The organism is Nocardia miyunensis NBRC 108239 (assembly GCF_001613065.1).
In the GTDB taxonomy this organism is placed as follows: Bacteria; Actinomycetota; Actinomycetes; order Mycobacteriales; family Mycobacteriaceae; genus Nocardia; species Nocardia miyunensis.
On the sequence record NZ_BDBQ01000029.1, the window covers coordinates 109569 to 131076 of the forward strand.

Annotated in this window: 24 protein-coding genes and 1 pseudogene; 12 read left to right on the top strand and 13 right to left on the bottom strand. The window is 66.0% G+C overall.

The features are described from left to right. Positions 1-113 precede the first annotated feature (113 nt). The gene (locus NM2_RS12180; RefSeq protein WP_067667689.1) at positions 114-434 is read left to right on the top strand and encodes a hypothetical protein; all 321 of its coding nucleotides are present in this window, start codon (positions 114-116) and stop codon (positions 432-434) included. A gap of 234 nt (positions 435-668) precedes the next feature. Here the strand turns inward: NM2_RS12180 and NM2_RS12185 are convergent, their stop codons facing one another. Continuing rightward, the gene (locus tag NM2_RS12185) at positions 669-1115 is read right to left on the bottom strand and encodes a winged helix-turn-helix transcriptional regulator (RefSeq protein ID WP_067667690.1); all 447 of its coding nucleotides are present in this window, start codon (positions 1113-1115) and stop codon (positions 669-671) included. A 126-nt stretch (positions 1116-1241) separates the two neighbouring features. On the opposite strand from NM2_RS12185, the gene NM2_RS12190 reads away from it, so the two are divergent. Continuing rightward, a complete protein-coding gene (locus tag NM2_RS12190; RefSeq protein WP_067667891.1) occupies positions 1242-2078 on the top strand; it encodes an SDR family oxidoreductase in 837 nt (278 codons plus the stop codon). 23 nt (positions 2079-2101) lie between these two features. Here NM2_RS12190 and NM2_RS12195 read toward each other — a convergent pair whose 3' ends face one another. The 8 genes from NM2_RS12195 to NM2_RS12225 all read right to left on the bottom strand — a co-directional run bounded on the left by NM2_RS12195 (position 2102) and on the right by NM2_RS12225 (position 9299). Further along, entirely contained in the window at positions 2102-2329 is a 228-nt protein-coding gene (locus tag NM2_RS12195; protein ID WP_067667691.1) for a hypothetical protein, read from the bottom strand. A gap of 189 nt (positions 2330-2518) precedes the next feature. Next, positions 2519-3001 (bottom strand): hypothetical protein, encoded by a 483-nt coding sequence (locus tag NM2_RS48950; protein WP_157121046.1) that lies wholly within the window; start codon positions 2999-3001, stop codon positions 2519-2521. Further along, positions 2992-4614 (bottom strand): hypothetical protein, encoded by a 1623-nt coding sequence (locus NM2_RS12200; RefSeq protein ID WP_067667693.1) that lies wholly within the window; start codon positions 4612-4614, stop codon positions 2992-2994. The genes NM2_RS48950 and NM2_RS12200 overlap by 10 nt, the downstream gene beginning before the upstream one ends. Before the next feature lie 199 nt (positions 4615-4813). Then, positions 4814-5050 carry a hypothetical protein gene (locus NM2_RS12205; protein WP_067667695.1) on the bottom strand — a complete coding sequence of 79 codons (237 nt, stop codon included), beginning with the start codon at positions 5048-5050 and terminating at the stop codon, positions 4814-4816. Between the two features lie 155 nt (positions 5051-5205). Beyond that, complete coding sequence (locus NM2_RS12210; RefSeq protein ID WP_067667697.1) at positions 5206-6864, bottom strand: ABC transporter permease; 1659 nt, start codon at positions 6862-6864, stop codon at positions 5206-5208. Next, the gene (locus NM2_RS12215) at positions 6861-7781 is read right to left on the bottom strand and encodes an ABC transporter ATP-binding protein (protein ID WP_067667698.1); all 921 of its coding nucleotides are present in this window, start codon (positions 7779-7781) and stop codon (positions 6861-6863) included. The genes NM2_RS12210 and NM2_RS12215 overlap by 4 nt, the downstream gene beginning before the upstream one ends. 54 nt (positions 7782-7835) lie before the next feature. Further along, positions 7836-8543, bottom strand: a complete 708-nt coding sequence (locus tag NM2_RS12220) for a TetR/AcrR family transcriptional regulator (RefSeq protein ID WP_067667704.1) — start codon at positions 8541-8543, stop codon at positions 7836-7838. A gap of 117 nt (positions 8544-8660) precedes the next feature. Continuing rightward, the gene (locus NM2_RS12225) at positions 8661-9299 is read right to left on the bottom strand and encodes an O-methyltransferase (RefSeq protein ID WP_067667894.1); all 639 of its coding nucleotides are present in this window, start codon (positions 9297-9299) and stop codon (positions 8661-8663) included. Between the two features lie 257 nt (positions 9300-9556). On the opposite strand from NM2_RS12225, the gene sigE reads away from it, so the two are divergent. The 5 genes from sigE to NM2_RS12250 all read left to right on the top strand — a co-directional run bounded on the left by sigE (position 9557) and on the right by NM2_RS12250 (position 13890). Next, positions 9557-10297 carry an RNA polymerase sigma factor SigE gene (sigE, locus tag NM2_RS12230; protein ID WP_084530825.1) on the top strand — a complete coding sequence of 247 codons (741 nt, stop codon included), beginning with the start codon at positions 9557-9559 and terminating at the stop codon, positions 10295-10297. Between the two features lie 74 nt (positions 10298-10371). Further along, a complete protein-coding gene (locus tag NM2_RS12235; protein ID WP_067667706.1) occupies positions 10372-10806 on the top strand; it encodes a zf-HC2 domain-containing protein in 435 nt (144 codons plus the stop codon). 90 nt (positions 10807-10896) lie between these two features. Then, positions 10897-12486, top strand: coding sequence for a S1C family serine protease (locus NM2_RS12240; RefSeq protein WP_067667708.1), 1590 nt, complete (start codon positions 10897-10899; stop codon positions 12484-12486). A 9-nt stretch (positions 12487-12495) separates the two neighbouring features. Next, positions 12496-12921: a Sec-independent protein translocase protein TatB gene (gene tatB / locus NM2_RS12245; RefSeq protein ID WP_067667710.1), complete on the top strand. Its 426-nt coding sequence runs from the start codon at positions 12496-12498 to the stop codon at positions 12919-12921. A gap of 132 nt (positions 12922-13053) precedes the next feature. Next, positions 13054-13890, top strand: coding sequence for a hypothetical protein (locus NM2_RS12250; protein ID WP_067667712.1), 837 nt, complete (start codon positions 13054-13056; stop codon positions 13888-13890). A gap of 390 nt (positions 13891-14280) precedes the next feature. Here NM2_RS12250 and NM2_RS52960 read toward each other — a convergent pair. Next, a pseudogene (locus NM2_RS52960) lies at positions 14281-14544 on the bottom strand (hypothetical protein); the annotation flags it as partial. Positions 14545-14561: 17 nt separating this feature from the next. Between NM2_RS52960 and NM2_RS51535 the strand changes: the two are divergent. The 5 genes from NM2_RS51535 (at position 14562) to NM2_RS51545 (ending at position 17991) form a co-directional block, all read left to right on the top strand. Continuing rightward, positions 14562-14915: a TetR family transcriptional regulator gene (locus NM2_RS51535; protein WP_245717974.1), complete on the top strand. Its 354-nt coding sequence runs from the start codon at positions 14562-14564 to the stop codon at positions 14913-14915. Between the two features lie 37 nt (positions 14916-14952). Next, positions 14953-15183 (top strand): hypothetical protein, encoded by a 231-nt coding sequence (locus NM2_RS51540; protein ID WP_245717975.1) that lies wholly within the window; start codon positions 14953-14955, stop codon positions 15181-15183. Between the two features lie 218 nt (positions 15184-15401). Then, entirely contained in the window at positions 15402-16280 is an 879-nt protein-coding gene (gene folP / locus NM2_RS12260; protein WP_067667714.1) for a dihydropteroate synthase, read from the top strand. Next, positions 16277-17224: a glucosyl-3-phosphoglycerate synthase gene (locus tag NM2_RS12265; protein ID WP_067667716.1), complete on the top strand. Its 948-nt coding sequence runs from the start codon at positions 16277-16279 to the stop codon at positions 17222-17224. The genes folP and NM2_RS12265 overlap by 4 nt, the downstream gene beginning before the upstream one ends. Positions 17225-17316: 92 nt before the next feature. Continuing rightward, positions 17317-17991: a cupin domain-containing protein gene (locus NM2_RS51545; RefSeq protein ID WP_245717976.1), complete on the top strand. Its 675-nt coding sequence runs from the start codon at positions 17317-17319 to the stop codon at positions 17989-17991. 218 nt (positions 17992-18209) lie between these two features. On the opposite strand, the gene NM2_RS12275 is transcribed toward NM2_RS51545, so the two are convergent. Genes NM2_RS12275 through NM2_RS12285 form a run of 3 tightly spaced genes read right to left on the bottom strand, consistent with a single transcriptional unit; the run spans position 18210 to position 21275 of the window. Beyond that, entirely contained in the window at positions 18210-19964 is a 1755-nt protein-coding gene (locus NM2_RS12275) for a long-chain-acyl-CoA synthetase (protein WP_084530827.1), read from the bottom strand. Positions 19965-19989: 25 nt separating this feature from the next. Next, entirely contained in the window at positions 19990-20544 is a 555-nt protein-coding gene (locus NM2_RS12280; protein ID WP_439956863.1) for an LOG family protein, read from the bottom strand. Next, on the bottom strand, positions 20541-21275 hold the full coding sequence (locus tag NM2_RS12285) for an LOG family protein (RefSeq protein ID WP_439956864.1): 735 nt from the start codon (positions 21273-21275) through the stop codon (positions 20541-20543). Before NM2_RS12285 ends, NM2_RS12280 begins: the two co-directional genes overlap by 4 nt. Positions 21276-21508 lie beyond the last annotated feature (233 nt).

The following is a 21508-nucleotide window of genomic DNA, read 5'->3' on the forward strand; positions in this document are numbered from 1 at the left end:
AGATCTGATGCCGCCACTGTACATCCGGTGATTCGCTGTACGGCATGTTCCCAACAAACAGGGATTGGACTGTCCCCATTGCGATTTCATACCTGAGGCGCGACATATCGAAGTTGAACCAGACCTGGCACGAGAATCAGTTGCGGTCGCTGGCAAAACGATTCGGGTACGTCCATTCGAAGACGATCGTCTTCGGCCACGCCGATCCCGACCGCATGTCACGTCTTCTGCACGAGGCGCACCGCGCCGACGCGGAAGCGATCTTCACACCAACCCTCGCGCACCTCGACTTCACCGACCTCGACACCCTCCTGGCCGACGCCGCCCAATCGGGCATCCACAGCGTCATAACCTGGAACCCCCTGTTCACCCACCAACTCGACAGCCGAGAACCCCGCTCCCACAACCTCCGCCGCCGAAACCGCCGCGAGTGACCGCCGAGTCTCCGGCCGGGGCGATCCGCGGATCGAACAAACCGCGCCCGCAACAGCTTTCATCGCATGGGCCGTGGCTGATCAAATGGTCTTTACCCGCAACGGATTCCACTGCATCGACAGCGGGCCCTCGGTCGGCACTGTTGCAGAGACGACCTGGACGCCCAGGTTTCGTTCTACGCGGGCGTCGCGCGCAAGCCGTAACGACCTGATTCCCGCCCGGCGCAGGCGAATTCACCGTTCATACCTGACTTGACGCACGTCGACCTCACGCCCACAGCACTCGCAGCGCAGGACCTGCTCGATACGACCGCCGTCGTCGCCGTGCAGCAGGCGTAGCGGCGGCTCGCTGACACACCAGCGGTCACCCCAGCGCATCAGCGCCACCGTGACCCCGTAGAGGTCGAGCCCCTTCTCCGTGAGCCGATACTCCTCGCGCAGGGGTTTCTCGCTGTACCGATGTCGTTCGAGAATGCCGTTGTCGACGAGTCGTTTCAGTCGCTCCGCCAACACATTTCGCGCGACGCCGAGGTTGCGGCACAGGTCGGTGAAACGTCGCACCCCGAAGAACGCCTCGCGCAGGATCAGGAACGTCCACCGGTCACCGACCTGATCCAGCGCGGCCTCGACCGAATCGACACGTCCATGAGCGATGCCGGAGCCGTTGTCTTCATCGAGCATCCGGTCACCCTATCCCCGAAACAAAGGCCGGCTAGTCGGTTGCGATTAAGAACCGACCAGAGCTAGGGTCAGTATTGATCTGAAACCGACATGGAGGTGCTCGTGGCCGTGAAGATGCCGACCTGGATGATCGGCGCGCTGCTCAGGCCGCTCCCCTCCGCACGGCGCGCGGCGATGCGGATCAGACTCTCGGCCGACGAACCGATTTCGGGTAAGCGGATCGTTGTCACCGGCGGATCGTCCGGCATCGGACGCGCGACGGCGACACGTCTGGCCGAGTTGGGCGGCGAGATCGTGCTGGTCGCCAGGCGGCAGGCAGAGCTGGATCTGGTTCGCGACGAGGTCGTCCGCGCCGGTGGTCGAGCGCATGCGCTGGCTTGCGATCTCACCGATCCGCGAGCAGTTGAACAGCTGGCCGCCGAGATCACCGACCGCTGTGGCAGCGTCGATATCTTGATCAACAATGCAGGCCGTTCCATCCGGCGAACCGTCGATGAATCATTCGGTCGCCTTCATGATTTCGAACGGACGATGGCCGTCAACTACTTCGGCCCCGTCGGACTCACACTCGCACTGCTGCCATCGATGCTCGAACGCGGTCGTGGCCACATCATCAACGTGGCCACCTGGGGAGTTCCAGCCGGAACCATGCCGAAGTTCGCCGCATACCACGGATCGAAATCAGCATTGACGGCATTCGGGCGAAGCCTCGCCGCAGAGACCGCCGCGCGAGGCATTCATGTGACGACACTGCACTTTCCGCTCGTGCACACACCGATGACCGCACCGACCGCCGACTACCGCAGTCTGCCCGCTCTGAGCCCCTCTGCCGCAGCGGAATGGATGATCACAGCGATCCGAACGAAACCGACGGCGCTACGACCCGCTTACGTTTCTCTGATCCGAGCCGCGGCGACGATATCCCCGACACTCGCCGACTCATTGGTGTTCGCAGCCACCTGATTCTCAATGGTGTTCGCAGCCGGCTATTTCCAGCCCGGCGGAGGTGTATTCGGCCCCGCGGTGCAGAACGGATAGCAGGTGCCCTGGGTCGGCGTGGGGGTCGGGGTCGTGGAGTGGTGGCTGCCGAAGCCGCCGGTCACCAGGAGCATGACCAGGAGGGCGACGAAGACGGCGAAACCGAGGACCACCGCGACGAGCACGATCCACCCGCGCGGCATGACCTCGATAAGAATTGCACGCTGGATCACCACTGCCCATCACCCCACAACCGAATCGCACACTGCCCCAATCGTATCGGTTCGAGCCAAATCGGGTGGGCGGTGGCTCGAGATCGGTCGGCGATGCTGGTCAGGGCGGGTGTGCCGCTGAGGTTCACGTGGCAGAACAGCGCTCGGGGCGGCGGCCGACCGCTCTGGTCTCGTCCACCGCCGCGGCAGGCTTCACCCCCCACAGGTGACAGCAATTTTCACCGCCTCGGCCTTCCCGGTTCGGAGTTCGTCGCGCTGCTGCGCGCTCAGTTTCCACGAACTGTCCGGAGCCGATGTCCAACGGTCAACTATCAGGACGCAATCGTCTTTATCCGGCCAATTGCCGATGGCGATCAACGTGGTATCCGATAACACGACTGGCTGTTTGGGCGGCTCGAGGATCACATCACCTGCTGTCACCACAGAACGGACATCACCGCTGATCACCGGGCCGATGTAATATTTCGTGGCGCCAGTGATGGAATCACTGCTCCCACCTGCATCCTGAGGGGAATCACCAATCTCTGTATACCCACGAACAGAAACCCCATCCAGATGATGATCCGCCGTAGTAGGGAGTCGCATTTTACAGGATGCGCAGACCACAATCGTAACAAACACTGCCAGAACAACACTCGGCAACCGACTCCGTCGAGCGGCGGCAATCAGTTGCATGTGTAAGCCCCACTATCGCACATAACGTGTTGAAGCCGAACATAATTCTGATCGATTCGCCCGACGTACGGTTTTACTGCATTCCCCAGTCTCGAACTTTCCAGATAATTCTGCGCATTGCTATCCCCTGAATTGTAGACCGCAGCAAGGAACTCGTTGCGTGTGACCTCGGCACGCATCTGCGGACTCACACGACCGGCGTATTGATCCTGGATCTGTTTCAATCGGTACGTGGTGGCCTTGATCGCGAGGTCTTCGTTCCCGTCCAGATCGGACCATTTCGCGTTGCCGAACTGAGCAGGGTATGCCTTCTTCAGGCTGTTGAACGGCCCTTCCTTCATATTCGTCAACCCCAGAGAATTGTCCCGGAAACCGCTGGTCAGCAATCGGAAGTCATCATAGTTCTCGCCCTTGCCCTGGAGGGTACGCGTCGCACCCTCGTTCAGCACGACCGCCATGACCAGCCGAGGATCGACCCCGGCGGCATTACCATACTTCACCGACGCCGCGATCCAGGTCTTGACCTGAGGGTTGATGTCGCCCAGTGCATTCAGGTCAGCCGCGGTGAGCGTCTGCCCGGGGGTCTCCCAGGTCGCAATCCGGTCGATCTCGCCCTTCAGCACGGCGTTATCGGTCTGATTGCCCGATTCGGCTGGAATCGGCAACTCGGCGAGAGCCTTGACCTTCGACAGAGTGGAGAAGATCTTCGGTTCCACGAAGTCGGTTTTACGCAGAAAATCGTAGAGCGGATCGTCAGAATACGTCTTGTCGAAGATTGAACCCGCGTTGTACAGTTGGACAGCGCCGAGATCGCCGTCCACATCGATATGGATCGATACGTCATCGGTCGAGGTCGTCACCTTCGCATCGGGAAACGCGCCCGGCGCGGCAGCGACCACTTTCTTCCGTAATCCGTCGAGATCGTCGTGATAGGTCTTCAAAGCGGTCGACAACTCTGTCGATACGGTCCAGATGTCCTCGATCAGCCCCTGCAAACTACCGAGACCTTCGGTGATGTCGTCGACTTCCGGCGTCTGTATCCCACTGAAGGAATTGGTCGCCGCCTGCAGCGTTACCGGAGCGAGTCGCACCTCGTCACAGTTCGCGAAGGATTCCCACGCGGCGGCGGCCACGGCCAGCAGGCCGAGTCGGCCGTTCGGAACACCTGTGACGAAGTTGGCCTGCAACCCGGCGGGTGCGAGCACGATACCCGGTCCGTTGTCCCCGATCGGATTCGGGATTTCGGCGACGTTGCCGTCGCTCAGTGCAGCGGTGCTCGACAACGTCGGCCGCTGGGGCTCGGGGCCCTTCGGGTTCCGATCGGCCTTGAATTCCGCCTCGTCCCAGTTGTATCCGGCGACATTCAGCACATCGGCGAAGTGCTGCAACGCGTTTGCGTAAGCGATCACAACTGTTCGGACATCACCGCTGTGCTGCTGGTATGCGGATGCCCACCCGGTCACCGTGGGCATGTTTCCTGCCATACCCGTGGTGGCTCGCAATCCGGAAACCAGGACCTTGCCGACAGCCCCGCAGAACTCGGTGGCCAAGGTCTGTAGCTGCTTGGCCGCGGCGTAGTACACCTTCGGATCCACGACGATCGGACCGGACATTCCAGGCACCTCCCCGTGCTGCGATGTCGCCCCCGAAAACGAATCGCGCAGCGCCCCAATAATATCGTTCGCGGCTGACCAGTGTTGCGGTCTCGCGAGATCGGCGGGGATGCAGGTCGGCTCGGATGCGTGGAGCAGGCCCACCCCACAGGCGATACCGGTCCGGGCGGATCGGGATGGCCGGGCGGCCGAGAGCCGCTCAGCTCGGGTGGGCCGGGGAGGGGGTGGCGGTGGGGTCCGCGGCGCAGAAGGGGGCACAGGTGCCGGGGGTGGTGAGGACCGAGGATTGCTGGTCGTTGAAGTGGGCGCCGCTGACCAGGAGTAGGACCACGAGGGCGGCGGCTATCACCAGGCAGAAGGCGATCAGTAGGGGGCCGATGAATCCGCCGGGCATGTGCTCGCCGAGTTCGTCCTGGATTTCCACGAATTCGATCACGCTGCGTCACCCCTCGTGACCACTCGACCGGCTGCGCGGCGGTTTCAGCTCGTAACGGTCGGGAAGGTGGTTGCACAGAACTCCGAGCGATCCGTCGCAGAATACGCCCCCGGCCGTGGCTGGGGGCGTATCGGATGGAATCTGCGGGCGAACTCTCAGCGAAGATCGCGTCGACGGAAGGCGTACAGCCCCAACCCGATCAGCGCCGCGGCGATCACCACCAGGGCGACGACCGGAGTCCAGGCGAACGGCTCCGCGGGCAGTTTCGGCAGATGGCTGTACGGGTCGATGTCCAGAACCCATTGCGGCATACCGGCGATCGAGCCGAGCAGGAACAGCGCCACCCCGGCGGTGAACACGCCCCACGCCACCGTCGCCCAGCGCGGCAGCACCCCGAACAGCAGCACGGCGGCACCGGCGAACAACCAGACGGCAGGCAGTTGCACGAGCGCCGCACCCAGCACCCGCGGCAGTTTCCCGCTGACGTCGTGCGCGGCGATACCGTATGCCAGACCACCCAGCACACCCGAGACCAGCAGCAGCACAACAGGTCCCAGCAGCGCGAACACCAGATGCGAGGCGACCCAGCGCATCCGGCCGACCGCGCCGGTGAGCACGATCTCCGCCCGGTCGGCCGATTCCTCCGTATTCAGGCGCAGCGTGGACGATATCGCGTACGCCGCCGCGGCCAGGCCCAGCAGCGTGAACGCGGTCGTGATGAAGGCGTCCTCGAGCGCACTGGCCCCGCCCATGCGAGCGATGATGTCCTGCACCGATTTGCTGCCGCCGACCTCGTTCGCGATGCCGTTGACGACACTGCCGATGACCAGCCCGTACAGGCCGAGCCCGACAGCCCAGGCCACGAGCGCGCCGCGCTGCAACCGCCAGGCCAGCCCGAGCGGTCCCGACAGCGCCGCCGTGGCCGTCGGCGCACCGGGACGTTCGGCGATCAGCCCGGCGCCGATGTCCCGCCGCCGCAGCAGCGAATACGCCACCCCGATCAGCACGATCGTGGTCGCGACGTGCAGCAGCAGAATCCACCAGTGATCCCCCGACAGCGCCCGCACCTGGATCGACCAGCCCTGCGGCGAGAGCCAACTGAGCACACTGGCAGGCCCGGCGGCGGCGCGCGCGTCGCCTACCGCGCGCAGCACATAGGTCGCCGCGAGCACGGCGAAGGCGATCCCGCGAGCGGTCCGGGCGCTCGCGGACAACTGGGCGGCCACCGCGCCGACGGCGGCGAACACCATGCCCGATCCGGCCAGCGCCAGCCCGAATGCCAAGGCCCCGTGCGCATCAACGCCCGCACCCTTGATGCTGACCACCGCGAGCAGACCGGTGGCCAGCGCACCGATACACGAAACCAGCAGCGCGGCAGTGAGGTTGGCCAACCGGCCCAGCCGAGTCGAGGCGAGCAGCTCCTCGCGACCGGTCTCCTCCTCCGCGCGGGTGTGCCGGATGACGGTCAGAATGGTCGCGATGCCGATGATGGTGAAGAACATCCCGGCCTTCCACAGCCCGGCGGCCGCGCCGGATGTGGTGTTGTAGACCGGCCCGTACATGGCCAGCTGGGCGGGACTGGTGTTGATCGAATGCGCGAAGTGCGCCAGCTGATCCGGGGTCGAATACACCTTCTCGGTGCTCTTGACGTAGACGCTGCCCAGCGGAAGCGACAGCAGCAGTACCCACAGCGGCAACACGATCCGATCGCGCCGCAGATACAGCCGCAGCAGCCGCCATGTACCGGTGAATTCCGATGCGACACCGGATGATTCGGCGTGGCCGATCGGTCCGGCGACAGTTGCGGTGGTCATTTCGCCGCCTCCGCGAGATCGCGGGAATCCTGGCCGTTGAGCGAATAGTGCCGCAGGAACAGCTCTTCCAGCGTCGGCGGCTGGCTGACCAGACTCCGCACGCCGGCGTCGCCGAGCACGCGGATCAGCTCGCCGAGATGTTCGCTGTCGACCTGGCAGCTCAACGTGTGATCGGTGATGCTGATGTCCTCCACGCCGGGAACGCGGCTCAAATCACCTGGGTCGCCGGTCAATTCGGCCTTGATCGAGGTGCGGCTCAGATGCCGCATCTGCGCCAGCGAGCCGGTCTCCACCGTCTTTCCGGCGCGAATGATGGTGACCCGATCGCACAGCGCCTCGACCTCGGACAGGATGTGACTGGACAGCAGCACCGTCACGCCGCGTTCGGCCGCCTCGCGAGCGCAATCGCGAAATACCTGTTCCATCAACGGATCCAGGCCGGAGGTGGGCTCGTCCAGCAGCAGCAGCCGGGCCTGCGAGGAGAAGGCCGAGACCAGGGCGACCTTCTGCCGATTCCCCTTGGAATAGGTGCGCGCCTTCTTGCGCGGATCGAGTTCGAATCGCTCGATCAGCTCGGCCCGGCGCTCGGCGTCCAGGCCGCCGCGCATCCGAGCGAGCAGATCGATGGTCTCCCCGCCGGACAGCGACGGCCACAACGTGACATCGCCTGGGACATAAGCGATATCGCGATGCAGCGCGACCGCGTCGGTCCACGGGTCGCGACCCAGCACCTCGGCGGTGCCGGACGTGCGGGCCAGAATGCCCAGCAGAATCCGGATGGTAGTCGACTTGCCCGCGCCGTTGGGGCCCAGGAAGCCGTGCACCTCCCCCTCGGCGACGTCCAGATCGAGACCGTCGAGGGCACGTACCGGTCCGAAGTGCTTGTGCAGCTCCCGGACGACGATTGCCGATGACATCGGATCTCCTGTGTTCGTGGCGCGGACCGCGACTCCGCGGGGTCCCCCGGAGAATCAGCCCTCCGCGCCGGATTGGTTCGTGGGTGAAATGTGTTGCGCTTCAGTGGTTTCGCGCTCGGACAGCAGCGTGTCCAGCGCCATCGAATCGGTGAGCAGACCGTTGGTGTAGAGCTCGATCGCGGGGAGCATCATCACGTCGGTGTACTCCCGCAACATCTTCGGATAGTCGGGCACGCCGTCGTGCCGGGCGAGGTAGAGCTGCATGAACAGCAGGAACCCCCCGCCGTTCTGCAAGCCCATGAAGCGAGCGGTCGCCTTCAGGTCCAGCGGGGCCCGCAGCGAGCCGTTCTCGATCCCGACCTTCAGATAGGCCTCCACATCGGCGATCATGTGCTCGAACAACTCGAGCGCCAGCGGACCGCCGGTCTGCAAGCTGCGCATCAGATAGGCCAGGTACGGGGCGAACTCCTCGACCTCGGCCAACGCCTGCAACAGCCCCTTCGGAGAAGGGTTGCTCATGTAGTCCATCTTGGCCCTGCGGATGAACTCGCGGACATGGTCGTCACATGCCTGCCGCAGCCCGTCCTTGGAGCCGAAATGATGGTTGACCAGACCGGGTGACACGCCCGCCGCGGCGGCGATGGCGCGAACCCCGACCCCGAAACCCTGCTCTCCGAAAATTGTCATCGCGGCCTCGCGGATGCGGGCGCGGGTATTCAGATCCTCGGGGGATCCTTCCGGTACGGCGACTCCTTTGAACACATGTTCAATATACTAAACGCGCGTTCAATCGTCACGCAAGAGTTCGCCCGAATTTCCGGTGTGCCGTGTTCACGACTGTTCGACACGACCCACGACCGGGGCCGTGACCTGTGATAACTATCCGCGCGAGGCGCAGAGCAGCCCGTCGCCGAGCGGGATCAGCACGCTCGTCAACCGCGGGTCCTCGGCGATCGCGCGAGTGGCCGCGCGCACCGCCTGCGTACCCGCGTCGCGCTGGGCCGGATCGGGCACCCGGCCGCCGAGCAACGCGTTGTGCAGCATGATCGCGCCACCCTCGCGCAACAGCCGCACCCCCTGCTCCACGTACTGCGGATGCTCGAGCGGGGCGGCATCGATGAACACCAGGTCGTAGGCGCCGTCGGCGAGCCGGGGCAGCACGTCCAGGGCACGGCCGTTGATCAAGCGGGTGCGCGCGGGAGCGATATCGGCGGTCCGGAACGCGTCGCGGGCCGCGCGCTGATGTTCGGGCTCGGAATCGATCGTGGTCAGCGTGCCGTCCTCGCGCATGCCGTCCAGCAGCCACAGACCGCTGATTCCCGCGCCGGTGCCTACCTCGACCACCGCCCGCGCACCCAGCAACTGGGCGTACATACTCAGCAACGCGCCCACCGACGGCGGCACGGGCGCGGCGCCCAGTTCTGTGGCGCGTTCCCGCGCGGCGAGGAGAACCTCGTCCTCGACCACGGATTCCTCGACGTACGCGAGGTTGCGCTGCAGAGCCGATGCGGTGGGTATGACGCTCACGCGTATGAGGCTAATCGCGGATCACCGGGACGGCCCGGCGACGCGACCCGCAGTTTTTCTCAGGTGTCGCTCAGGCTCCCCATACCACGGCCACATCGGGACCAAGTTTAGTAAGCACTACGCAAAGGCCGACCGATCGTCGACCGGCGCCGGGAACAACCCGAGAGGTATCGACGGTTGTACCCGTACACGACACGAGTCGTGTTGGCGTCGGGGCACGGTCCCGAGTAGGAGGTAACCCCATCCACATGGTCGATGCGGCGCGTGAGTTCGCCACCCTGCCAGAGTCGAGTCTGCCGATCGACGGCGCCTCGGCCGATTATCCCCTGCCCGCGGCGGACGGCAGCGACCCTGTCGCGCTTCCCGCCCACCCCGACGAGGCCGTCGAGGCCGAACTCGCCGAGCCCGATCCGTTGTCGGGCACCGCGGCCTTCGACGCCACCGGCGATCGCGCCATGATGCCCAGCTGGGACGAACTGGTCCGCGAACACGCCGATCGGGTCTACCGCCTCGCGTACCGCCTCACCGGCGATCCGCAGGACGCCGAGGATCTCACCCAGGAGACGTTCATCCGCGTCTTCCGGTCGCTGCAGAGCTATCAGCCCGGCACCTTCGAGGGCTGGCTGCATCGCATCACCACGAACCTGTTCCTGGACATGGTGCGCCGCCGCAACCGGATCCGGATGGAGGCACTGCCCGAGGACTACGACCGCGTGCCCTCCGAGGGCCCCGATCCCGAGCAGGCCTATCACGATTCCCGGCTGGATCCCGATCTGCAAACCGCGCTCGACGCGCTCGCGCCGGAATTCCGCGCCGCGGTCGTGCTGTGCGATATCGAGGGCCTGTCCTACGAGGAGATCGGCGCCACGCTCGGCGTCAAATTGGGCACCGTGCGCAGTCGCATCCATCGCGGGCGTCAAGCGCTGCGGGAGTACCTTGCGCATAATGGATCTCAGCCGCGGTTCGCCGCCGCGGAGAAGGTCGGGTAATTTACGGCCGTCGCCGACGGCGGAAAATTCTGTTGGTGCCAGCTGTTGTCAGGTCGGAAGGGTGTGTGCACCGTATGAGTGGCCAGGAGCGCGATTCGGGTAACGCGGCCGGTAGAGCGCCCCAACGCCGACCTCGCTTCGCTCCGACCGAACATTTGGCCAGCGAGGCCATCGCGGCCTACGTGGACGGTGAGCTGCGGATGAACCCCTACCTGCGCGCCGCCGAACATCTGGCGCGCTGCTCCGAATGCGCCGCGGAGGTCGAGGCGCAGCAGCAGGCCCGCGTGGTCCTGCGCCAGGCGGCCCAGATGCAGATTTCCGCGCCGCACGATCTGCACGACACGCTCAGCCGGATTCCGCTGGCGGACCTCACCGGAAATCACGTGGAGGATATGTCCCGCGGCGCGAGTTTCCTGGGCCTGCGCGCGGATTCGTTCCGTTTCGCCTCTTCGACGGACCGCGAATTGAGTTCCGACAGCAGGCGATGGACCGGTTGGTGGCGCAAGTAGAGTTCATGACGTGAACGGAGCGCAGCGGAGTGAACCACTAGCACAGCACCGCGTGGGCGCGGCGGGGTCGAGCGTTAGCGAGGTGCCGTCGTGAACACCGAATCGACGAACACCGGATCACAATCCGCGACGGACGGGCCTGCCGAGCAGTCGTCCGCGCCGGATTCCGCGATCGCACGAGGGAACCTGAGGCCGTCGGACGCGCCGGTACTCGGCCCGCGGCCGGTTTTCCGGCCCGAGGTCGACAAACACACCGCTCGCGCGTTCCGCCGCCCCGACGGGCAGAGCGGCCCCTTCGCGGAACAGCCCGCCACCCCGCAGCAGCAGGCCGCCGCACCCGAACTGGTGAACCGGCCGCCCGATGCGGTGCTGGCCGAGGCATTCGGACGTCCCGCCGGCTCCGACGAGCTACTCCAGCGCGATCCCGACGCGACCGGCGACTCCGCCGCACCCCCACCGCCCGCCGACCCGTGGCGCGACCCGGAGGCCGCGGCCCGGCTCGGCGCACCCGCGGTCGGCACTCCGGAGCCCGCTCGGCTGCGCCCGGGCATCAAGCTCACCGCTCGCGAGGTCCTGTTCGGCAGCCGCGTCGCCCCCAAGGCCCTGGCCATTCTCGCTGCGATCGCGCTGGTCATCGGCCTGGCCGGTGGTCTGGTCGGTCGGCTCACGGCCGAGGCCACCTCGGTGCTGACCTCCAAAAAAGTCACTTTGGCCCAGGACAGCGCGTCGGGGAAGCCGCAGAGTTCGGTGTCCAAGGTCGTCGACGCCGTGATGCCCTCGGTGGTGCAGATCCGCGAGACCGTCGGCGACAACGGCGCGCTCGGCTCGGGCGTGATCATCGACGGCGGCGGATACATCGTCACCAACAATCACGTGATCTCGATGGTCGCGATGGACAAGACCAATCACGGCAAGATCCAGGTGACCTTCTCCGACGGTTCCCGGGTACCGGCCTCGCTGGTCGGCCGCGACCCCAAGACCGACCTGGCGGTGCTCAAGGTCGACAACGTCAAGAACCTCACCGTCGCCCGGCTCGGCAAATCCGACGACGTCAACGTCGGCGACGCCACGCTCGCGATCGGTTCACCGCTGGGTCTGCAGAAGACCGTCACCGCGGGCATCGTCAGCGCACTGCATCGCGCGATGGTGGAGACTCCGGAGGCCGGGGACGACACCGCCGGCGCGTTCGACGCGGTGCAGACCGACGCGGCGATCAACCACGGCAACTCCGGTGGTGCGCTGGTCGACGGTCAGGGCAGGCTCATCGGCATCAACACGGCCATCCGCAGTGAGAGCGGCGGTTCGGTCGGGCTCGGTTTCGCGATCCCGGTCGACCTGGTCAAGCGGGTCACCCAGACGATCATCCACCACGACACGATCGAACACCCATGGCTGGGGGTGAGCGCCAAGACCAAGCAGGTCGAGAACGACACGCTCAGCGGCGCGGCCATCGCGGACGTGGTGGCCGGCAGCCCCGCGGCCAAGGCCGGTCTGACCGAGGGTGACGTGGTGGTGAGGGTCGGTGATCGCGAGGTGACCGAGCAAGCCGAACTCACCGTCGCGGTGATGTCCCAGCAGATCGGTCAGAAGGTCGATTTCCATGTCGTGCGGGACGGTCGGCAGGTCACGATTCCGGTGACGCTGGAATCCGACCGGAACGCACCCAAGCCACCCCAGTAACCTGGTCTCATGTTCGATATCGGCTGGCCCGAGATGATGATCCTGGTGGTCGCCGCCTTGGTCGTGCTCGGGCCGGAACGGTTGCCCGGGGCTATCCGCTGGACCGCGCAGAGTCTGCGGCAGGTGCGCGATTACGCCAGCGGCGCCACCAGCCAGCTGCGCAGTGAACTCGGTCCGGAGTTCGACGAGCTGCGCAAACCGCTCGACGAGTTCAACGAGCTGCGCAGGCCGCTCGACGAGCTGCGTGGGATGACGCCGCGTTCGATGGTGACCAAACACCTGCTGAACGGGGACGATTCGCTGTTCACCGGCAATTTCGACAAGCCGGGCAGCACGTCGCCGGAGTCGGCTGCGCCGTACACCTCACCGGAGGCGTCCCCGCCGAAGCCGCTGGGACACAACGAGAAGCCACCCATCGATTTCGACGCAACATAACGATTTCGGGCCGGACCGGGCGGTCGCCCGGCAACGTTCGGCAAGGTAGAGGCCCGACGGGCGGCGCCGGACGGAATTACCACGTCAAGCGGCCTAGACACATACCGCTGTCGAGCTATCTAGACTGCGCACATGTCGGCCGATGAGGTGGCACGGGTGTTCGCGATCGATGACAAGGTCGAACGCCTCAAGGCGGCCACCGACGGAGTTGCCCAAGCGCAACAGACCATCAACGAGCTCACGCGCATCCGGCGCGCGGTCATCCGAGACTTGCATGCCGAAGGCTGGACCTTCGCCAGAATCGGTGCGGCCGCGGGACTTTCGCGCGCCCGCATCCATCAGGTGAGTACCCAGGGCCCGGTGCCCGAGGGCCTGTTCTTCGGCCACGGCCCGCTGACCATCCTCACCCCCGAGGTGCGCAGCACCACCCGCACCGCGCCGCTGGTCGGCGCACCCGATGCCACGGCACCGCACCGACTACAGGAATTACTGCGTGAACTGGGCTTCACAGTGACCGTCGAACGTTTCCTACCCGGCCGGCCGCTGGACCTCGAACGTGACGGACTCATCGTCCTGGGCGGCCCGGAGCTCTCGCCCAGCCTGCGCTATCTGGCCGGGGCCGATCCTCGCCTGCGCCGCACCATCGCCCGAGCCGGACGGGTGCGTCGCGGTATCGAGGACCGTGCCGCCCGCCGCGTCTACCGCCCCGGCGGCACCGAACCGTACGACATCGCCTATCTGGCCCGCCTGCACCGCCCCGACAGCCACGGCACAGTGCTGCTCATCGACGGACTGCATCCGCCCGGCTCCCTCGGCGCGATCCGCCTCCTCGCCACCCGCCTAGCCACTCTGCACGAACGCGCCGGCACCCACCCGTTCTCCACCGTCGTCGGCGTGCGCTACGACCGCAACACCGGTGAGCCGCTCGAGGCGGACCTGCTGACGCCGATCTACCGCCACGAGCGATAACGACGGAAGCACCGCCGCGCATCCGCGGTCATTCCTCGGAGTGCGACAACCGATCTCGCAGCACGAAGACGATTCGGCGGAGGGACCCCCTATCGCATCGCTGCTCCGAGCGACCCCCTCAGCCTGGTTGACCGTCAGGATCGCATCGTTACCGCCTACGTCGTCTTCGAGACCCGCCGACCGATTTGCGAGCACATGGGCAAGCCTGCGAGCACACCCCGAAATCCGACCGCCCAACGGTCGGGCCCGGGCATGAGTCTCGAGAGGCCCGATGACACGCGGTGTGTGCCCGCGCACTGCCCGACCGATCTCCCCACTCGAGGCCGATGCGTCGAATTCCGTTGAGGCCCAGCCGATATAGTCGTCCGGCCGAATCAGCGCGACGCTGACCTCACGCCACTCACCCGGCTGGGGCCGCGCGCCGGGAGCGACCCGGCAGCGGGTGATGTGCCGTACAGCGTCACCGAATTCGACGTCGTCGAGGACGGGATGATCGCACCGCCCGAAGTCGATCAGTGCGTAGTGACCGTCGACCAGGAGCGGGAAAAGCCTGTCCCGGTCGGAGAGTTCCAGGTTCGCGGCACGCCGACCGGTCAACGGATGTGACTGCGGCGCAACGGAATAGCGGACCGCCAGGCCGGACAGTCGCTCCACGAGAGCATCCTCTGTCAGTGACCAAGAGGCAAGGGATATCCCGCGCGAAGGCCGGTCTCACCGTGGACCGGGTCGTCGCGACCGCGTTCGACGTCCTGGACGCCGGTGGCGCGGGCAGACTCTCGACCCGCGCGATCGCGACCGAACTCGGCGTCAGCATGAATACGGTGCTGTGGCACATCCGCACGAAGGACCGTCTGCTGGAACTGATGTCCGACGCCATCGTCGGCGAGGTCGACCTGGACGACCTGGCGGGCGAGAACCTTCAGCAGGCGGCCGAGCTGTTGCACCGGCTACGGCGAGCCATGCTGAACCACCGCGACGGCGCCCTGATCATGTCCGGCACATTCGCGCGGAACCGAACACCCTGACCTTCGCCGACCGTCTGGTCGCCATCCTGCTGGACCTGTGCCCACTCCCCGCGCCGCGGCTTGGACCTGCTGGAGCCTGTTCTACTTCACTCTGGGCCTGGTCCAGGAGGAACAAGCTTCTCCGAACACCTGGCACGACACCCCGGAAATCGACGCACGAACGCTGCCCGCCCTCGGCTCCGTCTGGCCCGAATTCAGCTCCGGCGACTTCGAGGCCCGCTTCACCTTCGGCATCCATCAAATCCTGAACTCGCCGATCCCGACCTAGCCTGGGCGGCTCGCTGCGCGACGCCGAGCGACGATCGGACTGTAAACCATTGGCTTACAACGCAAGTCCCGCAACGCTCGTCGATGCGAGCGCATCCTCGACCATCAGCCCGAAGTGCGAGTTGGCGGCAGCCCGAGAGCATGCTCGAGCCCCGGCGAGACGGCCGGGCGCGTTGCAGTCCCGGACAGGCGAAGCAGCCGGTCCAGTACAGTCTGGGTATGAGTTCTGCGTCGCCGTCGCCCACTTTGTGCGGGAAAACGGTGGCGACGGATCGGGCTCTGGTGATGGCGATCGTGAATCGGACGCCGGATTCGTTCTACGACCGAGGGGCCACGTTCTCCGACGACGCGGCGTTGGCGGCGGTGGATCGGGCGGTCGCCGAGGGGGCGGATCTGGTCGATATCGGCGGGGTGAAGGCCGGTCCGGGGGATGTGGTGGACGCGGCCGAGGAGACTCGGCGGGTGGTGCCGTTCGTGTCGGCGATCCGGGAGCGGTATCCGGAGCTGTTGATCAGCGTGGACACCTGGCGCGGCACGGTGGCGCGGGCGGCGGTGGCCGAGGGGGCGGATCTGATCAACGACACGTGGGCGGGGGCGGATCCCGATCTGGCCGCTGTGGCCGCCGAAACAGGTGCGGGGATCGTGTGCAGTCATACCGGAGGCGCTCGCCCGCGCACCCGGCCGCATCGGGTGCGTTACACCGACGTGGTGACGGAGGTCACCGAGACGGTGGTGCGGGCGGCGGAGAACGCCGTCGCCGCGGGTGTGGCGAAGGACTCGATCCTCATCGATCCGACCCACGATTTCGGCAAAAACACCTATCACGGGCTCGAACTGTTGCGTGCGATGGACATTCTTGTAAATACCGGATGGCCGGTCTTGATGGCGCTGAGCAATAAGGATTTCATCGGGGAGACTTTGGGTGTCGGCCTGTCAGAGCGATTGGAGGGCACATTGGCAGCAACGGCATGGGCAGCCGCGGCCGGCGCACGCGTCTTCCGAGTCCACGAGGTCGCCGCGACCCGGCGAGTGGTGGACATGATCGCGGCCATCCAGGGCATCCGTCCCCCCGCACGAACTCTGCGAGGTCTGGTATGACAACCAACCCCGACCGTATTCCCGACAACACCTGGGCCACCAGCAACACCTGGGACCGCCCGGATTGGACCGTCGACGAACTCGTCGCCGCCAAAGCGGGCCGCACCGTCTCGGTGGTGCTGCCCGCACTGAACGAGGAGAACACCGTCGCCGATGTGGTGGCGAGCATCCTGCCGCTGCTGGGCACTCTCGTGGACGAACTGGTGGTGCTGGACTCCGGTTCCACGGACGCCACCGCCGAACGCGCCCGGGCCGCCGGAGCGCGCGTGGTGAGCCGCGAACAGGCTGTGCCGGAACTAGATCCGGTTCCCGGCAAGGGCGAGGTGCTGTGGCGTTCGCTGGCGGTCACGTCCGGTGATCTGATCGCGTTCGTGGACTCCGATCTGATCGATCCGGATCCGTCCTTCGTGCCCCGGCTGCTGGGCCCGTTGCTGACCGTGCCGGATATGCATCTGGTGAAGGCGTACTACCGCCGTCCGCTGCGACAGGGCCAGACGGTCGACCACAACGGCGGCGGCCGGGTCACCGAACTCGTGGCCCGGCCCCTGCTGGCGGCCCTGCGCCCGGACCTGTCCGCGGTGCTGCAACCACTCGGCGGTGAATACGCCGGAACCCGGGAACTACTCACCGCGGTCCCCTTCGCCCCCGGCTACGGCGTCGAGATCGGCCTGCTGCTGGACACCTACGACCTGCTCGGCATGTCCGCCATCGGCCAGGTCAACCTGGGCGTGCGCACCCACCGCAACCGCCCGTTGTCGGATCTCGGCGTGATGAGCCGTCAGATCATGGGAACCATGCTGGGCCGCACCGGAATTCGCGATTCCGGCGCGGCGCTGACTCAATTCCCTCTGGTCGGAGACGAATTCACCGCGTTGAGCACCGAGGTGTCCCTGGCGGATCGCCCACCGATGAACACGTTGCGTCCGGCGATCGTCGCTGCCTGAAGGGCTGCTGGGGGCCGTTGTTCTTCGGCGCTCACACAGCCGGCGCGGAGTATTATTTCGGGCGGGGTGTCTTCTGCGAAGGAGTCCCCGTAATGACCAGGTTCGTTCAGGCGATCGAGTTCAAGACCACGCATATCGACGAGTTCAACGAGAAGCTCGACGCCTGGCTCGCCGCGACGGCGGGCAAACGCACAGCACTGCACGGTATGGAGACCCGGGATCGCGACCGCGCGAACACGTATCTGCAAATGGTCGAATTTCCCTCCTACACCGAGGCGATGCAGAATTCGGGTCTTCCCGAGACGACCCGGTTCGCCGAAGAGCTCGCGGAGTTGTGTGACGGCCCGGCGGTCTTCCGCAATCTCGATCTGGTGCGCGAGGACGACATGTCCGACGGTCGAACACAGCGCCTGGTCGTGAGAAGTCTCGACGACCCCGACGAATCGCGCCCCTTCGAGTCCGGAGCCGGACGGATGGACGTGGTCGACACACCACACGGTCCGGTCGGCCGCGCCGTGCTGGAACCGGGCTGGCGCTGGTCGCAACACGTCAAACCGATCGCCGGCACTGACAGCTGTCAGGCCACGCACGCGGGCTATTGCGTGTCCGGCCGGATGCGGATCCACATGGACGACGGCACCGAAAACGATATCGGTCCAGGCGATTTCCTGTTCTGCCCGCCCGGACACGATGCGTGGGTCCTCGGTGACGAGGCTTGCGTGATGATCGACTGGGCCGCTGCGGGCCAGTACGCGCAGCGGCGTTGACACCGAACCGGGCCGAGGCTCACTGGCGCATGGCGCACCCACTGTTGTGTGCGCCACCACCGGGCGACCGCAGGACGTCCATGAACATGCGGATTCGCCAGGTCAGCCGCTCCGGAAGAAGCCCCCGGTCGAGCGGACCTGATGACGACCGTTCCGATGCGACGAGATCGACGTCGGCGGCCTGCCGGACGTGCTGCCGACCTGCAATGCGGTCAAGGTCAGGGTTTGGCGCCCGCTGCGACCTCGGCGAGGTAGGTGTCGTACAGGGGGACGTACCCGTCGGCGCGGCCGGACAGAGCGTAGAGGGTGGTGTTTTCGTCCGGGATGAACCCCTGTTTGCGAAGGTCCACCTTGCGGCTCTTGAAAGTGCTGGTGGTTTCGAGTTCCTCGACCACCCGAATGAACAGAGGGACAGCGTAGGCCGGTAGCCGACCGTAGAGATGGGTGGCCAGGGATTTGCCGTCGAAGTCCGCGCCGGGGCGCAGGGTCACCGCGGCCATTCCGGCCTTGCCGTCCGCGCCGGGGACGTCGACGCCGTAGACCACGGCCTGGGTGATCGGATCGAATCCGTCGAATGCGCCTTCGACCTCCGTCGTCGCGACGTTCTCCCCCTTCCACCGGAAGGTGTCGCCGAGGCGGTCGACGAAGGCGATGTGATGCCAATGCTGGTCGCGCACAAGGTCTCCGGTGTCGAACCAGCAGTCGCCGTCGCGAAATGCGTTGCGCACCAACTTCGCCTCGGTCGCGGATTCGTCGGTGTAGCCGTCGAAGGGGGAACGTCCGGTCACCTTGGCCAGCAGCAGGCCGGTCCCGCCGGACCGTACGCGCCGGGCTCGGCCATCCTCGAAACGTCGCGCCTTGCCGGTGGCGTCGTCCACTTCGACGATCGCGTACGGCAGCGGTCCGAATCCGGCGGTGCGGTCCACGCCGAATGCGTTGATGAAGCCGATATTTCCCTCGCTCGCGGCATAGAACTCCACGATCCGGCCGATGCCGAAACGTCGCCGGAACTCGTCCCACAGCTCCGGGCGCAGCCCGTTGCCGACCGCCAAACGCACCGAATGCGTTCGCTCCCCGGGCTTTTCGGGCTGATTGAGCAGATAGCGGCACAGCTCGCCGATGTAGATGAACGCGGTGGCCCGGTTCTCGGTCACCTCGTTCCAGAAGCCGGACGCGGAGAACTTGCGCCCCAGTGCGAAACTCGCACGTGATCCCAGGACCGCGCCCAGGGCGACGGTCAGCGCGTTGTTGTGATAGAGCGGCAGGCAGCAGTACAGAGTGTCCTCGCCGCGCAGGCGGATACCGAGACCACCGAGTCCGGCCATCCCCTTGATCCACCGCAGATGCGTCATCACGCTGGCCTTGGGCAGGCCGGTGGTGCCGGAGGTGAAGATCAGGAAGGCCCGCTCGCTGGCCCGGACCTCTTGGCAGACAGCCGGATTCGCGGTCGGCTGAGCGGTGGCGCGGTCGGCGAGTTCCTCGGCGAAGAGCAGATTCGCGGGAGGTTCGGACAGCGACTCGAGGGCCTCGCGGCACTCCTCACCGACCACGTTCACCACACTGCCGAGCAGTCCGACGCTGTGCGCCAGAACCCGATCGCGCTGATGATGATTGAGCAGACCGACCGTCCCGCCGAGCTTGACCGCCGCCAGCACCACGAACAACGTCTCGGGCCGATTGGTCATCAACACCCCGACCACGTCGCCGCGCGAGACCCCGCACTCGGCCAGCACAGCCGCATAGCGGTTCACTTCGAGATTCGCTGCGCCGTAAGTGTATTCGCGTCCCTCGTAGCGCAGGAAGGGGCGATCCGGCACACTCTCGGCCGCACGCTGGAAGTACGAACCGATCGAGGCCCGGTCATCGGGACGCACCAGCATTCCGGTCGCCGCGCGCAGCATGCCGGGCACGTCCGGGGCCAGCGCGGGCAGTTTGCGCACCAGATCGAGCAGGGTGACGACGTCCGCGGTCACGGTGTCCTCCAGCGGTTTTCGGGTCTCAGTTCGGAAGGGATGCCAGCATGTCGAACGCCTGCTGCAGATCCGGCGTCACGCGCACCCGGTCGAGCGAGGACCGGCTGACGAAACCGCTGTCGAGCAGCTGCTCGATCCAGGCGAACAGGCCCCGATAGTGGCCCAGCGGATCGAGCACCACCACCGGCTTGTCGTGCATACCGAGATACCCGCCGGTCCAGGTCTCGAAGAACTCCTCCAGCGTGCCGATACCACCGGGCAGAGTGAGGAAGGCGTCGGCTCGATCCTCCATGATCTGCTTACGCTCGCGCATGGTGTCGGTGACGATCAGCTCGTCGGCCTCGACATCGGCGACCTCGTGATGCACCAGCTGTTTCGGGATGACCCCGATCGTGCGCGCGCCACCGGAGCGGGCCGCGGTCGCGACCGCGCCCATCATCGATACGTTGCCACCTCCGGACACCAATTGCCAACCGCGCCGGGCGATCTCGGTGCCGACCTGGACGGCCAGCCGCAGATGCGCCGCATCCCCGGCACTGGCCGAACAGTAGACGCACACCGCGAAGGGCCGCTCACTCACCACTGATCCTCCGTCCCTATCGCATCGTCACCGCGGCTATCGGCAGCGCGAACCACGATCTCGACGACCTTCTCGACACTGTCGGTGACCTCCACCAGACTCAGATCACCGGGTGAGATCTTCCCCGACCCCAGCAGTGAATCATGCAGCCAGTCCACCAGACCCGACCAGTATCGGGTGCCGAACAGAATGATCGGGAAGCGGGTGATCTTGTGCGTCTGCACCAGGGTCAACGCCTCGAACAGCTCGTCCAGCGTGCCGAATCCGCCCGGCAGGCAGATGAACGCCTGCGAATATTTGACGAACATTGTCTTACGAGCGAAGAAATAGCGGAAGTTGATACCCAGATCCACCCACTCGTTCAGGCCTTGTTCCATCGGCAGTTCGATACCCAGCCCGATCGAGTAGCCGCCCGCCTCGTGCGCACCCCGATTGGCGGCCTCCATCACACCCGGCCCACCACCGGTGATCACCGCGAATCCGGCGCGCGAGAGCGCACCGCCGATCGCCTGCGCGGCCTGATACTCCGGATGGTTCACCGGCGTCCGCGCGGACCCGAAAACCGTTACAGCCCTCGGGATCTCGGCGAGCGCGCCGAAGCCCTCCACGAATTCGCTCTGAATCCGCAATACCCGCCACGGATCGGTGTGCACCCAATCGGTCGGCCCGCGCCCGTCGAGCAGATGCTGATCGGTGGTACCGGTCCCCCGCTTACGATCCCCCCGCAACATGATCGGCCCCCGGAACTTCGGCGCCGACCGAGGCGATCGGGATACAACGGGCTCGGATTCACTCGACATGAAACAACTGTATCTGCGGCCTCCGCTCCGCTCCGGCGAGCCGAGGCCCTCGTGACCCCGGTCCTTCCCGCCCTCCGCTCCCCCTTGCTTCGCTCCTCCGCTCCGTCAGTCCAGGACCGGGGCGAGCCCCGGCCTTGATGCCGGGACATTCAGGGGCGGTGTCC